14 protein-coding genes and 1 pseudogene are annotated in these 16,009 nt (G+C 38.7%); 10 read left to right on the forward strand and 5 right to left on the reverse strand.

Going from position 1 to position 16,009, the window contains the following annotated elements; translation table 11 throughout:
- Positions 1 to 49 precede the first annotated feature (49 nt).
- From M1L66_RS14610 to M1L66_RS14625, 4 genes are all read right to left on the reverse strand, one after another.
- Positions 50 to 592, reverse strand: coding sequence for a hypothetical protein (locus tag M1L66_RS14610; RefSeq protein WP_187021387.1), 543 nt, complete (start codon positions 590 to 592; stop codon positions 50 to 52).
- Complete coding sequence (locus M1L66_RS14615; protein ID WP_434693699.1) at positions 484 to 1,173, reverse strand: M56 family metallopeptidase; 690 nt, start codon at positions 1,171 to 1,173, stop codon at positions 484 to 486. Before M1L66_RS14615 ends, M1L66_RS14610 begins: the two co-directional genes overlap by 109 nt.
- 543 nt (positions 1,174 to 1,716) lie before the next feature.
- A complete protein-coding gene (locus M1L66_RS14620; protein WP_434693702.1) occupies positions 1,717 to 2,733 on the reverse strand; it encodes a hypothetical protein in 1,017 nt (338 codons plus the stop codon).
- A complete protein-coding gene (locus tag M1L66_RS14625; protein ID WP_434693704.1) occupies positions 2,730 to 3,185 on the reverse strand; it encodes a helix-turn-helix domain-containing protein in 456 nt (151 codons plus the stop codon). Before M1L66_RS14625 ends, M1L66_RS14620 begins: the two co-directional genes overlap by 4 nt.
- 179 nt (positions 3,186 to 3,364) lie before the next feature.
- On the opposite strand from M1L66_RS14625, the gene M1L66_RS14630 reads away from it, so the two are divergent.
- The 7 genes and pseudogenes from M1L66_RS14630 (at position 3,365) to M1L66_RS14660 (ending at position 9,197) form a co-directional block, all read left to right on the forward strand.
- Complete coding sequence (locus M1L66_RS14630) at positions 3,365 to 4,708, forward strand: WG repeat-containing protein (protein WP_434693707.1); 1,344 nt, start codon at positions 3,365 to 3,367, stop codon at positions 4,706 to 4,708.
- A 160-nt stretch (positions 4,709 to 4,868) separates the two neighbouring features.
- Complete coding sequence (locus M1L66_RS14635) at positions 4,869 to 5,330, forward strand: hypothetical protein (protein ID WP_187020712.1); 462 nt, start codon at positions 4,869 to 4,871, stop codon at positions 5,328 to 5,330.
- A gap of 8 nt (positions 5,331 to 5,338) precedes the next feature.
- On the forward strand, positions 5,339 to 6,148 hold the full coding sequence (locus M1L66_RS14640) for a hypothetical protein (RefSeq protein WP_434693710.1): 810 nt from the start codon (positions 5,339 to 5,341) through the stop codon (positions 6,146 to 6,148).
- A 934-nt stretch (positions 6,149 to 7,082) separates the two neighbouring features.
- Positions 7,083 to 7,370, forward strand: coding sequence for a hypothetical protein (locus M1L66_RS14645; protein ID WP_434693712.1), 288 nt, complete (start codon positions 7,083 to 7,085; stop codon positions 7,368 to 7,370).
- Between the two features lie 159 nt (positions 7,371 to 7,529).
- Complete coding sequence (locus M1L66_RS14650; protein WP_434693714.1) at positions 7,530 to 8,651, forward strand: hypothetical protein; 1,122 nt, start codon at positions 7,530 to 7,532, stop codon at positions 8,649 to 8,651.
- Positions 8,652 to 8,774: 123 nt separating this feature from the next.
- Positions 8,775 to 8,903, forward strand: a pseudogene (locus M1L66_RS14655) (pyridoxamine 5'-phosphate oxidase family protein); the annotation flags it as partial.
- Positions 8,904 to 8,963: 60 nt separating this feature from the next.
- Positions 8,964 to 9,197: a hypothetical protein gene (locus M1L66_RS14660; RefSeq protein ID WP_187020705.1), complete on the forward strand. Its 234-nt coding sequence runs from the start codon at positions 8,964 to 8,966 to the stop codon at positions 9,195 to 9,197.
- Between the two features lie 74 nt (positions 9,198 to 9,271).
- On the opposite strand, the gene M1L66_RS14665 is transcribed toward M1L66_RS14660, so the two are convergent.
- Entirely contained in the window at positions 9,272 to 10,759 is a 1,488-nt protein-coding gene (locus M1L66_RS14665) for a GntR family transcriptional regulator (protein ID WP_434693717.1), read from the reverse strand.
- A gap of 159 nt (positions 10,760 to 10,918) precedes the next feature.
- Between M1L66_RS14665 and M1L66_RS14670 the strand changes: the two genes are divergently transcribed.
- The 3 genes from M1L66_RS14670 (at position 10,919) to M1L66_RS14680 (ending at position 15,952) form a co-directional block, all read left to right on the forward strand.
- Positions 10,919 to 12,571 carry a diguanylate cyclase gene (locus M1L66_RS14670; RefSeq protein WP_434693720.1) on the forward strand — a complete coding sequence of 551 codons (1,653 nt, stop codon included), beginning with the start codon at positions 10,919 to 10,921 and terminating at the stop codon, positions 12,569 to 12,571.
- Between the two features lie 35 nt (positions 12,572 to 12,606).
- On the forward strand, positions 12,607 to 15,162 hold the full coding sequence (locus M1L66_RS14675; protein ID WP_434694254.1) for a hybrid sensor histidine kinase/response regulator: 2,556 nt from the start codon (positions 12,607 to 12,609) through the stop codon (positions 15,160 to 15,162).
- Positions 15,163 to 15,652: 490 nt separating this feature from the next.
- On the forward strand, positions 15,653 to 15,952 hold the full coding sequence (locus M1L66_RS14680) for a YciI family protein (protein ID WP_187020699.1): 300 nt from the start codon (positions 15,653 to 15,655) through the stop codon (positions 15,950 to 15,952).
- Positions 15,953 to 16,009: the final 57 nt, after the last annotated feature.

Consider the following 16,009-nt stretch of genomic DNA (forward strand, 5'->3'; position numbering starts at 1 on the left):
GAGAAATGTGATAACCAAAAAGTTTTGGAAATTGGTGATATAGAGTCTTTTAGTAATTTATAATTATAGTTCCTGTTACATGAAATTTAGTACTACTGCTGTTTTTACCAACAATACTAATTGTATAGTTTCCGGCAGCGTTTATATCAATTGTGCCGTTGACCGATCCTGAATCAGAGATTAACTTGCTACCATTTCCATTACTGTCTAAAACTCTTACATCAAACTTATCCGAGGTATTATCGGCACCAATTAGTACGCGTATTGAGGAACCGCTTTGCAAAGATACTGAATTAAACTTTACGGATCCCTGTCCGGGTACCATATAGTCAACTTGATTACTGCCTCTTACACTTAACGTTCCTATGTTTGTAGAGGTATTATTACTTTCACCTTGTACTTTTAGAACGCTAGAAGCGTTATTGTTTATTTCATTTAGATCAGCAGATGCAAATTGAGCAACAAGATGATTTTGTGCACTAACTATTTCAGTGACAGCCCCATAGGTAACGACTGGTGATAGAATAGTAAATAGTGCAAGAGTAATAATAAACGCAGCGTTGATTTTTTTGTTTTTTTCATAATACAACATATCCTCCTTTTTATTAATTTGTTATTTTTATCAGAAAAAGCATTAACAGATATTGTACTGGCTGGAATATCGCGAGCCAATTTGACAATCAGATGCGCATATACAGCGCGTTGTTCTTTATTAATTACAGCGGACACGTTTCGATCGCAGGTACATTCGCAAAACTCATAAAACTTTTTTGTGTAAAAATAGATGATCGGGTTAAACCAATGTAGCTTTTGTATAAACGTAAGCAACATTTTGAAAAGAATATCGTTATTTTTTAAATGAATAAGCTCATGAGTTAAAATTAGATCCCATTCTTTTGCTGAAAAATCATATTCAGGAACAAAAATAATCGGTCGGAAAATCCCAGTAATAAATGGGGTACTGAAAAGGTTAGACTGGTATAATTTGACCTCCTTATTAACCTTTAACTGTTTCTTAATTTTATTACATGCCAGAAGTATATTTCCACACGCTATTCTGGTAGAATTACAGCGGAGCCTGTGGCGTGTGCACATATCCCTAATTAATCTCAAAACAGTTCGTATCCCTCTTCCGACTGAGGCGGAGAGTATTGCAAGAGCACAACGCTGCATAGGTGCTGATCAAGTGGAACAATGTTTAATCAAATTAAAGGCACCTGAGTCCGTCTTTTTCAGAGAATATCGGCTCTATAAAATAAATTTATCTTTAATGAACAGGTTAGCAAGAGAAATACAGAAGATGGAGCCTGAAGCAGAAGAGAGCTATATCTTGCGTATCATGAAGTCAGTAGTCCTGTGGACGGTAAAAAAGTGAGAAAGGTTGAGATGGAGAAAGTGTAATTCAAAGATGCCTTTAGCCATCCTGCACTTATTTAGTGTGTATCCGTCAAAAACTTGAAGTTCAGCAGGTGAAAGCCCCGCGATAAGGTATAAGACGTAACACAGCAAGCGAGTCCTGGGGCACAGAACAGACCGCGAAATTCCAAGGCATAATCATATATAGCCTCGATATCAAAGTGAAATTGGGTAGGTTGAGCTTCATACATCGATCATTGCTTTGGTTACAACCGCCAGATATTCTTCCATAATCTGTGGGGGCATCGTGGCCCGAAAACCGCTGGGTCACAGGGAGGCAATTAAAAAATGACTTCAGAATTAGATGCTTCGGATGGCCTCTCTGATTAATTCTAATGACCTCTCATGAGAAAATGTCACATTACTTTTTTGCAGACTATCTAAAAAATCATAAAAAGCCTCACCGATACTTGGCTCCTGAAAATCTATGATGGCAAGAGGATGTTCTGGATCCAGGGAGGTCAGTATCAAGTGATTTTGATTATGGGACTCCAACGTAAAAAAAGAGGGGAGCGTCATCTGCTCATGGTCAATTATAAGTGTTTTCATAATTCCATCTTCATTATTTTTAAGAATTTGGTTTAACATCTGAATCCTCATCTTCGGCCCAATTTCCTCTGTAAATGCCGCAAGCTGGCCTGATAATTTCCCTGTTTCAGCAAAATACCATAGACCCTTCAATGGAAAATAAAAAACAGGCGGCTTTGGACTGCGGTTTGAAGGATCCAGTACATATCCGTACCATTTGCTAATCAGTTTAACAAAATTTTCACGGTCAGGAATACCGTGATGGATTAATTTAGAAATAACCTCTGGATTCATCATTGATGTAATACATGGTTGGCTGTCTAACGCATAGGTAAGCGGTTCAGATGTTGCCATGAGTTGGACAAATTGATTTAGGCTCTCCAGCCGTGCATAGTCCTGGCTAATAAATGGTACATAATTTGTTTTTAAGTGATTAAATCCAGATGTATAGGCAATGACAACGGCTTGATCATGATATAAGATCCCCCTCTTGTATTCTGGTTCCATAACTAGCACGTGGTGTTTCGTGATTATAAAAAATGGAAACAGTGTAGCTAAATTATATTCAGAAGGATTACTACTGTAGCAGTAATAGGCGTTATAGCTGTTTGTAAAATACAGGGCGTACGGCAATATACTTTTTACCAGTTTTAAATTATAGTTATCCGATTCATTACAGGTATTTTTGTTCAATGTCAACAGATGATTAATTGCTACCTCTTTTTTACAATTATGGCTCTGTCTGATTAGAAGTTCATAAATATAGGAGTCCTCAAATACGAGATTCATAAAAAGGACGGTCTCTCCTCATTTGAAAACTCATATCCTACCAGATGAGATAGTGCCGCCTTTACCTGGGTAGGACTTGATAGCATTTGAGGTATAGTTCCTTCATATGTTTCTGTATTATCAGCCACTAATGTATTCAGAATTCCTGGTTCCGCAATTTCACGCTGTATCGCATCGAGTTGCGTTAGAAGGTACTTTATATATAAGCGGTTTTCATATACAGGTCGGCCTATCTTTTCTATCTGATACAAGGTAGTTAGATGCTTCTTCTCAGATGGAGAAAGGCGTAAATATCTACTGAATATTTCAATAAATTCTTCCCCTGGCAGGCGTGTTCCGTTAACCATTCGTTGAAGCGTGGTCCGATCCAGGCCGGAGGCTTTGGATATCTGATAAATATTCGTACCGCATGCTCTCATGCAATGTTTACAATACTCACTGAATTCTGACATAAAACCTCCAGGACTGTTTTTATTTATTATAAAAAAGATAACTGTGAAACTCAACCACTTTTATAAAATATTGCAAAAAATGTAAGGCACAATTATCAGGCACATATTGAAGCAATTACATGTGTGATATATGATTCTTACATGCTGTACAATAAAATATTCAAGCATGGGAGGATTTCATGAAAAAGCTGTCTCTTATATTGGTTACTGCTTTAACTGCCTGCTTACTATCAGCCTGTCAAAACGCGGCTGGTATATCACAGGAAACACAGGCAATGGCTGTCATAGGAAACGAAACTATTGAGGGGAGAGAAACTGAGCCTGCAGAAGTTATTACGGAAATGGCAGGTTCAGAAGAGCAATTTACGGAACCTGTTTCTACTGAAACAGTGGAATCGGATATAGCGGAGACTGAACCAACTGTCTCAATCAATAATTGCATTAACCTTTTTGTCTCCACACGCGGTTTTAATGAATCCGGAATGGCTGCGGTCCAGGCTGGCGGCTCCGGACAGGGTAAATATGGTTTTATTGATTCAGTCAATTGGAATCCCCGGAATGGTAAGAATCAGTATCGTATTGAACCTCAGTTTTTTGATGCTTATAACTTTTCAGAAGGCCTTGCCGCTGTTAATGTAAAAGGTTTATGGGGATTTATTAACACGGAAGGTACTATGGTGATCGACCCTCAATATGTTGAGGTAGGTCAGCGTTTCAATAACATCTCTACCCGGGGATTCGTAGACGGATATGCATTGGTAAAAAAGAAGGATACCCCTAATCAGGACTGGTTGCTTATTGATAAGGATAATAATATTATTGAGACAATAAGCCGCTATAGTGGGAATTATATCAGGAAACTAGGATATATCACAAACTTTTCCGTTGGCGGTATCTATGATACTATGTATCAAAAATATAACAACGAACAATTCGGCGGTATTTATGACGATTACGGTGTTTACAGCGAAAACTATCTCGTTACCTACTCCAAGGAAAATGGATATTTCATTATAGACGGAGAGGGAAATATTATACTTGAAATTAATAAACTGCCTGAGATAGCGGGGATAAGCAATATTTCCGTGGGCTGTTCTGATAAGTATGTCTTTGTAAAAGCAAAAATCAATTCCTATATATCCACTTATCTGTATGATACATCCGGCAATTTTCTGGGTGAATTTGAATATACGGATATGCAGCCATTAGGAGGCACTGATTATCTGTCGGCTGTCCCTCTCGGTCAGGATAAAGTAAGGCACGTGATTAATAAGGAGGGCGATATCATATTTAAAGCACGGAATAATGACCTTTTTGGTTCTTTAAGCTATGAGAAGGTTGGTTTCAGCCCTCTAGAGCCAGCGGATTACGTTTTCGGAACCTATGACCTGGAAACCGGTGAAATTCAACCACTTCCCAAGGAAGCCAGTCCTTACATGGCGCGTGAATATGTTTTTCGTGAAAATTATATCATCAAAGCAAACTATGGCCCGGGATACTACGGGGGGGGGACAATACCATAACAGTATATGATAAAACAGGTCATTATATCAACAAAAACGGAACGATCCCTGAATGCGATCTCTTCGGACTTCAGTACGGAGTCATACCGGTTGAAAATAGTGATAAAACCGTTTCTTTTTATAAAGTTGTAGAAGAACAGGAGAATGGAGGTATGCAGTGATGCAAAACAAAAATAGATACGAGGGATGTACCAAAGATTTTTTGGAATCAAGAAAACGCTTATTTGAAGAAGCTATGGCTAAAAGTAAAAAGTACCCACTCATTATGGGATTGATCTGGGGAATGCTTGTTGGTCTCGTTACCTTTACGATCAACCAGACGCTGGGACTGGTATTGGGAATATCACTTTTTTCCATCACATACTGGGGCAAAAAACGTCTTTTCTGGAAACTGTTTTTTTATAAGCATGCAAAAGGACTTCAAGATGGCGAAATTACAAATGAAGTATACGCTATACCATCACTCTTTGAACTGTATGAACCTGCCTTCAGTTTGGGATACGTTAATCCGTTCCGAATGTTTGCCCGACAGGCAGCAAAAAAAAATTCCGGTATTGGAAATCCTCAGACACGGGCAGAAAGAGAATGGGAAGAAATTAATCAACTGCTTTCCGAGATGTGAGGCGCCATATGAATTTTTTACATATTTACTACAGGGCTGGGCATGGCCATATTCACGATGAGAAAGGTGATAATTTTAAATTTTTTACATACAATCCGGAAACCGGCAATGGGTTTATGTTTGACCCGCCGGAAGATGGACTGTTTGGTATCGGCATCGGGATATTTGCAATATTTATGATATTTGCTTATATTTTAGCATTTATCATACTGACCCCTTTTGTTATTCCACTGCTCATTGATAAATCGTGGGTATTCATAGGGAATAATAAACTGGTATTTTTCGTAGGTTCAATTATCATTATTCTAATGCGGTTATTTGTCCGTGATTTATCAGAACATAAAATTATAAATATTCTATTTTCCATGCTTGTAGTGCTTCCGATTATATGGTTCTTCTTTTACCGCCTTCATTTTCTTGATGCGCCAAAGCTTTTATTTTTAAAAATGGGAACAGACTTTTATGAAAATTATGAACTGGGTCATGTTGAATTAATTAACTGGTGCCGACACTGCTTCGAAAGCTGTCTTAGCTTATATACAACAATTTTTAAACCTTTGTTTCTTTCACTGGATTCCAGTGTATTTACGGCAAAATTGAGTGATGCCAATATTCTTGCTGTCTTGGGAATGATTCTCCGTTTCCTTTTATGGATTGTTCCCACAATTATTTTCGCTATTCTTGGAGTGGCTTTGCTGGTTATTGGTTTTGTGGTAATTGTTGCTATTCCATATCTTGCAGCGTTTGGAGCTCTGGCTGTGTTTAATTACGCTATTTTTTATTTAAAAAAAAATATTTTAAAAATTGTAACGAGTTGACAATATAATAATATATTTAGATATATGGGTTATACTTCTGTACTTTTTGCTGGGGGGACAGGCGCTGGTTGGTATTGTTGTGATTGGTTTTGACTGTTAGTGTGTGCTGCTTGATGAGATCTTATATATTTGGTGGAGCTTTTCCATTGTGGAGCTTAATTAAATAATAGCAGGCTGCCCTCTAAAAGTTCTAAGGGGCTGTGAAGAAACAGTCCGAATAAAAAAGAGGATTTTCATTTCACATTTGTGATTTGAAAATCCTCTTTTGTGGCAAGATTTAACGTCGATGAAAAATAAAATCACACCTCATTTTTATTATATTCACAAAGTGAGCATTTGCTCAATTTCCCTGAAGTCAAGGTAAAGATTATCATAAATATTCACCTTGACCATAGCACTTTTTATATTAAATTGAGATTGCATCCAGAAAAGGAGACCGGTAGCAGCATTATTATACTACCGTTACAGTAAAGAATAAGTTTCAGGGCATTTTAAAGTCCAAAGGTGATGAGAGGATGGCGAAAAAAATGATGGAACCGGCAAGGAAGGCTGACCAATCGGAAGGATAAATTCAATTGGGGCGTGGGCTGATATGATGGAAGGGGTTACTTTGTGGTATGATAATCATGAAAAACATGAGAGGCTGGTGATGTTATGGAAGTATTACCGGATTGGATTGACATGGACCTCTAACGCATTAGAAGGGAATTCACTGACTGAGAGCGAAACAAAAGTTATTTTAGAGGATGGACTGACTGTGGGGGGGAACCGCTGCGTGATATACTGGAAGCAGTTGATCATGCAAGATCATATGATTTTATGTTTTCTCTGCTTTAGAGCATAGAAAATGGATCAAGAAAGATAATTGGTTGGTTAAATTGTTTTATAATCTGCTTCCGGTGATCAGGAAAAAAATGAGATTAGAGATGTATGTGTGGAGCAAATGAGAGTTCTTCGTTCTTTCGTTCCATTAAACCAGGAGGAAGAAGGTTACACATACAAACCTAATGGAATAAGGCTTATGGAACTTTTGGATTTCTCCCTGGAGGAGGTTCATTTGCCCTCAGATGGGATCGATGAAATGCCTCTGACAATCGTAGCGTTGAATGACAGGACACTTACGGAAAATGGAAAGACGGAATGGTCTGATGTACTGAATGCAAGGATAAAGAAAATATATCAGGGGTACTATGGGTTTCAGATTGACCGGGGTATAAGGTGACTTTTAATTGGGGTACTAACTTTTCAAGGAACCTTCTGTTGATTCCTGTCGAGAGAAAATCATTTTGAGGAACATAAAAAAATAGAATATAAGCAGAAAAAATGGTATAATGAGACACACAGACTTTTTACGCAGGTAAAATAAGAGAGGTGGTTCGTAATGGATAAAGTTATGATTATGCTGAAAGAAAGACCGGTTTTGGAAATAGAAAACTATAACTGCAGGATTTTAGATTACGATTTGCTTCCGATATCCCTGCGATATCCAGGGGTTAATTATGACGATGTGATGCATGGCTGGACAGAAAACCGGACGATGAATATAGGAAAAACCAATGCCAAGAAGCTGCTGGCAGGGTTTCGGATCAGTCAGAGCAATCCCTATATGATTGCCAGACTGTTCCATTTTGCCTCGCTTTCAGACTGTTACTGGCTGAAGGAAGAAGGAGAGAACCTTACCTGGGATCAGGTGAGCCTGTTCCGGAATCCGTTAGAAAAGGCGGTATCCGCAACGGCACTTCTCGGAGTGAGCAAGACCTTCTGGCCGGTAATCCAGAAGATTCATACGCCAGAATTTACCGTTCAGGGAATGGCAGCGAAAGCGTGGATCCGGGAAGATGACGGACTTTATCTGTACAAAGTAGGGAAAAAAGAACTGGCGGCCAGCAAGATTTTAGATGTCATTGGAGTTCCTCATGTGGCTTATAAGGAAGCAGATTCGTACATGCTTGAACAGATCGCAGATGAGGCTCATATCAAGAAAATTCACGATAGTGGAGAGAAAATTGTTAAGTGTAAGATCATATCTTCTGAAGAAACAGCTATCGTTTCGTGGGAGGATTTCCAGGTTTACTGCAGTTATCATGATGAGAATGAGTATGATTTTATCAGAAAAAAGGATTCTGACAGATATTACAGCATGCAGGTGGCAGATTATATTCTGGGAAATGAAGACCGGCATGGGGCAAACTTTGGATTTTTTATGGATAATAGTAATGGCAAACTACAAGGACTCTATCCGTTGATGGATCATGACCACGCTTTTTCGGAAGAAAAAGATATCCCGTCCCAGACCTCTGAGTTTGATGAGACTTTGCAGGAGGCAGGGATAAAAGCAGTAGGGCATACGGAGGTTAAATTCGATAATGTACTGAAAATGGATCGACCGGAAGAACTCAGAGAGAAAGACTGGTTAACGATTCTGGAACGATGCAGGGAACTTAAGCAGGAACAGAAGCTTCATCGGTACTGTGAGCAAAATGAACAGTCGATGGAAGAATAAGACGAGATTATCCATTTTCAAGAAGGGAGTTCTGAATATATCCGTTTATTATGCGGCTATTTATATTGCATGGGAGATAAATCTGACGTGTTTTTGATTGAAAACTTCTGCGATCCAGTGGGATTGAAAGATGCATTTAGGGAATGGATTGACAATGAACATAACAATTTTGATGATGAAAATACAATAATTTTATGCGTAGAATTAACCAATGGCCTATTGCTTTCACATGGTACGAGATATGAGTTTTAGTCCCTAAAGCAGTTTGCATCCATTAAACTTAATAAAAGAATCATTTCGGAAGGGTGGAAAATGATGAATACAGAAAGTTCAGATAAAACAAAAAGCAAAAGAGAAGAAAGACGCATTTTCAGATATACCCTTTCTGATGCATGGAAAGATATGATCTCACACCTCGGAAGATTGATGAAATTCATGAAGAACTGGCAAGGAGGAGAGAAGCAGTATGGCGTGGATTTAATGGTACTGGCAGTATTAATCGTAAAATTATCATACCCAGGTTCGAATCTTTCTGAACCTGGGTAAGTTTATGTAAAGAATAGAATGTCATGGCAGATGATTCAGTTATTACTTAACAGTGGCAGAAGCGGCAGCCACCATTATTCCTTTCCATTACTGGAAAAGTAGTAGTTTTCTGGAATTCGAATACTGGCTGCATTATGAAACTTATATTTTTCTACCATGCGCTTTTTCATATGAACCAAATTGAAGCGGTAACAATCTGCTATGCCATCTGCAAAGGAGACCGCATTCCCTTCTCTTAACTGCTGAAACGCCAGAATGACCTGCTTATTAAGATGTGAAAGTGTATGTTTCTTGGACGGATAATATGCAAAATGGTGTCCCCATTCAAGAAGGTGATTGGTTTCAGATAATATAACAGATAAAGGATCTAACGTGGTATGTTTCATTATGGATTCCAAAATATCCGTTAAATAAATAGAATCTGGAGAAGTAAACCGGTCTGCTAACTCATTCAGTTCTGCCTGGGTAAACTGTGGAGCTGCAACTAAAGCTGCCGGACGAATAATTAATACCATTAGCTGTAAGGCGTGAAGGTAACGTACTGCCTTTTCTACATACCCGGAATTAAGAGCCAACTGATGAAGTTTCATATCATCCGGTTCTATAACTACCGTGCCTTTGCCATTTAACGTCTTTACGAAGCCTCTCTGCTCCAGCTCTGATAATGCCTTTCTGACGGTCGATAAAGAGACATCATACTGGCTGGCCAGTTGCTTTTCATATGGGAGATACGTTCCAACAGGATATTCTCCAAGACCGATTTTCAGATTTATGTCATCAACGATTTTTGAGTAATAATAATCCTGACCGCGCATGGGATTCCACGAAAAATTCAAACCAGTTTGTGCAGGACAATGTGGAGTTGTCTCTGCCAGGTAATTTAACGTTTTTTCAATGGAATCCGTAAGTTCCTGATACATAGTTGATAACTGGTTGTACTTTGTGAGTGGATCATTGTCCTTTAATGTATCTATAATAGCACTGGTTACAGATACAGACCCCTGCACAAAATGCTTAGAGAAATAAGGGCAATCTTCTGTAAAGAATGCAAGCTTATTATAAAGACCAAATGTAGAATAGAGTTCGCTGAATAAAGAATTCCCACCTATTCTTAATATATCATATCCTAATTTAGAAGGAGAAGACCAGCCTCCTGAGGCATATCCCAAACGCAACGCTTTCATAGCCTGTTTATAGTGGGGCATTATCTCCACATCACAGCCCTGCAAAGAAAAAACCATAAGTGAAGGAAGTATGAGAGTGAAAGTCTGATATATCTGTAAAATGCCCTGCTTTTGTTTTAAAATCTCGTAAACAGTACTTGTTGAATTACAAGTCTCTTTTTTTGAAGCAACAATTGGTGCAAGGCGAGGCAGAATAGTAACCAGCCCTTCTGCGCGCAATGCGTCAAAGACACGGTTAATCGTATATCTGCTAACATGAAATTGCTCGCAATACATTCTTGAAGACGGCAAGGTATTTCCAGGAGGTATTTGGCCCTCCAAAATACACTGCTTAATTTCATTATATACAAAAGTAAATTTTGTTTCTTGTGGTTTCATAACCCGCCTCCTTTCTTGAATTATACCACGGCAAAACAGTTTTGTCAGTATCAAAAGACACTAACCTATTTGCACACCTTACCAATATGGCTGTTGTCAATATTTAAGGTAAATAGTATAATAAAAACCGTATAATTTTTATGAAAGAGCTTTAGAGCCATGGAAAAACAAAAAATCTTAATTGTAGACGATTCAAAAATGAATCGCGCGCTTTTGATAGATATCCTGGAAGAACAATATGATGTGGCTGAGGCTGAAAATGGTGCAGAAGCAATTTCTCTCCTTTCAAGGCATAGAACAGATTATTCCCTTCTGCTTCTTGACATTATGATGCCTGAAATGGATGGATTTGAAGTATTGGCCTACATAAATAAATACCACTGGAATGATACCCTGGCTGTTATTATGATTTCGGCTGATGATTCCCCTGCGAATATAAAGCTAGCCTATGATTTGGGGGCGTTTGACTATATCAGCCGTCCTTTTGATTCGACCATTGTCCAGCGCCGAATTTCTAATACGATGCTTTTATATGCACGCCAGCAGCGACTTGAGAAAATTATCGCAGAACAGTTTCACGAGCAGGAAAATAATAATAGGCTAATGATCTCAATCCTGTCTCATATTGTGGAATTCCGTAATGGAGAGAGCGGCTTACATATATTGCATGTGAATACTATTACAAAATATTTGCTAAAGCAGTTGGTCCGGCTTACAGATCAATATTCTTTGTCCAAAGCAGATATTTCTTTAATCAGCACTGCTTCCGGGCTGCACGATATTGGGAAAATCTCCATTTCAGATACAATATTGAATAAACATGGACGTCTGACATCAGAGGAGTTTGAAGTGATAAAAACTCATTCAATGATCGGCGCCAATATGCTGTTAGACTTGCCCATTGAGCAACAGGAAGCCCCGCTTGTCAAAGTAGCTTCTGAGATTTGCCGATGGCACCATGAAAGGTATGACGGCAATGGTTATCCGGATGGATTAAAGGGGGAAGAAATACCCATAGCTGCCCAGGTGGTAGCGCTGGCCGATGTATATGATGCCTTGACCAGTGAGCGCTGCTATAAAAAAGCTTATTCACATGAAGAGGCTTTAAAAATGATTCTGGAAGGACAATGTGGTGCATTTAATCCTATTCTTTTACGGTGTCTGCAGGAAATTGCTGATACACTTGAAAGTGAGCTTATGGACATCTCTTCTGAACAGGAGACTGAAAATATTCAGAACATAAGAAATAAAATAGACTATGACAGGTTATTTTCCTATGAAAAATACACCTTCCTATCTCGTAAACAGAAAGATCTGCAATTACTATATATTGACTCGTTAACCAGCGTCTACAATCGCCGGTATTATGACGAGCATTTTCAAGACGCAGATGATATTCAGGCGATGGTTATAATAGATGTAGATAATTTTAAATATATCAATGATAATTATGGCCGCGATGCAGGCGATATCGTGTTACAGAGAATTGCGCAAACTGTTTTATCCTGTGTACGAAAAACAGATGCCGTAATCCGCTATGGTGGAGATGAATTTGTAATTATCTTTTTCAGTATTCCCCCTGATATATTCGAGAAAAAACTGGAGAGGATCAGGCACTCTGTTGATAGTTTGATAATTGATGACTGTCCTGAATTACATATGTCTGTAAGCTTAGGTGGCTCTTATGGAAGCGGAACTACAAAGAAACTCTTTAAAGCTGCAGACAATATGATGTACCAGTCAAAAAATACAAAAAATAAAGTGACTATATGTTTCCTTAACGAGGATAAGGGCAGCAGATACTTCATCTAAACGGAGGGAATGTGATTATGAACCTGATAACATCAATGGGTAATGATAAAAAGAATGCTGCAGCACGATTTCTTATATATAGCTTTATCGGACTTCTGATCTTTAGTATTGCTGTTTTCAGCCTGCTGGGAATTTATATGAATCGAAAAAGCCGAGACACCATCTGTGAAGTTGGTGAAATATACATGTCTGGAATGAATGAACAAATGTCCGGACATTTTGAAAGTGTTATTGAATTACGTTTTAGTCAGGTCAGTGGTATTACTTCCGTAGTTTCATCGGATAATAGAGACAAAGAGAAACTATACGAGGAACTTGTTTACAGGGCACAAGTCAGAGATTTTGACTATGTAGCACTTTGTTCAGCCGGGGGAAAACTTGAAATGCTTTATGGACAGCCCATACAGCCGATTAATCCGGCCCCTTTTATACAATCATTAACACAGGGGGAAAAGAAAGTCGCTGTAGGTATTGATTCGACTGGTAATGAAGTGGTACTGTTTGGCATTGAAGCCGCTTATCCGATGCAGGACGGTGGTAACAGTATCGGCTTGGTGGCTGCTCTCCCGTTGGAGTATATCACTGGTTTCCTTTCTCTGGAGGATGAAAATCAATTGATGTATTATCATATTATTCGGCCAGACGGCAGTTTTGTCATACAAAATCCCAACACAGAGTTATTGGATTTTTTTGAACAATTACAAAATCAACTTGCATCTGTAACAGATAAGTCATTTGCAAAAAATACTATTGAAGAATTTGGCCTTGCTCTAAGAGCGCATAAAGAGTATGCTGCAATACTTGAAATAAACGATGAAGCACGACAAATTTATGGTACGCCATTACCTTATTCTGAGTGGTATCTGGTAGCAGTAATGCCTTACAGTGTATTGAGTGGTACGATAGACCGTCTGAGCAGTCAACGTATGGTGATGACATTGTTAGCCTGTGCATCAGTTTTGATGATCCTGACATTGATCTTTCGATGGTATTTCTCCATAACCCGTTCTCAGCTGCATGAATTGGAGGAGGCCCGTCAGGTGGCTCTTGAGGCAAGCAGAGCTAAAAGTGAATTTTTAGCTAATATGAGCCATGATATCCGTACACCCATGAATGCAATCGTAGGCATGACCGCGATTGCCACAGCCCGCATAGATGACCGGGAACAGGTACAGAATTGCCTTAGAAAAATTACATTATCGAGTAAACATTTATTAGGGCTGATCAATGATGTTTTGGATATGTCGAAAATAGAAAGTGGTAAATTAACTTTAACAACAGAACAGATTTCATTAAAGGAGGTTGTTGAAGGAATTGTTAATATTATGCAGCCACAGGTTAAGAGTAAAAAGCAAACCTTTGACATACATGTTGAAAATATCCTGACAGAAAATGTGTGGTGCGATGGTGTTCGTTTAAACCAGGTTTTACTAAATCTCTTATCAAATGCAACGAAGTATACACCGGAGGGCGGCTCGATACAATTATCCCTTTCTGAAGAAAAATCTCCAAAAGGAGAAGAGTATGTCCGAATTCACATCAAGGTCAAGGATAATGGAATCGGTATGTCGCCGGATTTTCTGAAAAAAATATATGAATCCTATAGCCGTGCGGATGAAACCAGAATACATAAAACTGAAGGTGCCGGTTTGGGAATGGCAATTACTAAGTACATTGTGGACGCAATGAAAGGAACCATTGATATAAAAAGTGAGCCTGATAAAGGAACCGAATTTTTTCTCACGTTTGATTTTGAAAAAGCGGCTGCAGTGGAAATGGTTATGGTTCTTCCCTCCTGGAATATGCTGGTGGTTGATGATGACGAATTATTAGGTAAGGCAGCCATGGACGTACTAGAATCCATCGGAATAAAAGCAGAATGGGCATTAAGTGGAGAAAAGGCAATAGAACTGGTAATCCAACACCATAAAAAAAGAGATGATTATCAAATTATTCTATTAGATTGGAAACTGCCTGGTATGAATGGGATTCAGGCTGCAAAAGAAATCCGGCGTAAACTGGGAGATGAAGTACCAATTCTGCTGATTTCTGCATACGACTGGAGTGAATTTGAGGCGGAGGCCCGTGAAGCAGGTATTAGTGGTTTTATTTCCAAGCCACTTTTCAAATCTACCCTGTATCATGCTTTGTGTCAGTATATGGACATTGAAACGGAGCACGGCCAGAAATTGAATCAAAATATTGATTTGTCCGGATGCCGTATTTTGCTTGCAGAGGATAATGAGCTTAACTGGGAAGTTGCAAGTGAATTATTATCTGACCTGGGTGTAGAACTGGATTGGGCAGAGGATGGACGGATTTGCCTGGACATGTTTCAAAAATCACCAGCGGGGTATTACGATGCCATTCTTATGGATATACGAATGCCGCATATGACAGGGTATGAGGCTGCAAAGATAATTCGGGGATTAAATCACCCGGACGCTTTATCCATCCCAATCATTGCCATGAGTGCGGATGCCTTTTCTGATGACATACAGCGTTGCCTGGAGTCCGGTATGAATGCCCATATAGCAAAGCCTATCGATGTTATGGAATTAAAACGCTTATTAAAAAGATATTTAATATAATTATCATAGTAGTCTTATGGTATTTTATTCAACTAAGCATTAGTCCATGAATGTACCGTATCACGATATTACAATTATTTCATTTAATATTTTTTATTATTTTATGCTTTCAATCTGCAGTGTAATATGATAAAGTGGAACCGGGAGCTGAGCGCAAAGCAGTGTAAAAGATAAGAGGAGTGTTATCATTGTATGTGAGAATCATTCTTTTCACGTTGAAAACCAAGTTTATATTGTTTCAGTCGATGTTTTGATGAAAGAATATTGTTTAGAGGGAATAAAAGTATGGTTTTCCGAAAATACATTAATTGATCAAGTGATGAAAAATAACGCTTATCAGTTGGTGGAGTTACGGGAAACTGCAACTTTTATGTTGCCGACCCGGAGGGAAATCTTCTTGAAATCGGCAGTACGAGTGAAACGTAGTTTTATGAGTTTTTGGTTCTTATACCGAGATGGTAAATTGGAATAGATGGAAGGAGTGTGTAGCATGGAAAAATTAATGTACATGATGATGATCGAGAAGAGCAGGACCTATAATAAGCTGACAAAGAAAGCAGTCACAGAGCATGTTGAGAATATAAGAAGGCTGGACGATGCGGGAAAGCTGGAAATTTGCGGCGTGTTTAAAGGTTATCCGGGGATGGCAGGTATGTATATTTTGAAAACAGACAGTCGTGAGGAGGCAGAAGATATTTGCAGCAGAGAGCCATTGGTTACCGGTGGATATGCAACATATAAATTGGTTGAATTGCAGGTTGCGAATCGGGAAAATAATTATCTGCTGTGATTGTGAAGTATTCTGGTTCAATAAAACAAAAAATGTTGATGTGCAGAATAAAGCGGA

The organism is Hungatella sp. SB206 (genome assembly GCF_051132295.1).
In the GTDB taxonomy this organism is placed as follows: Bacteria; Bacillota; Clostridia; order Lachnospirales; family Lachnospiraceae; genus Hungatella; species Hungatella effluvii.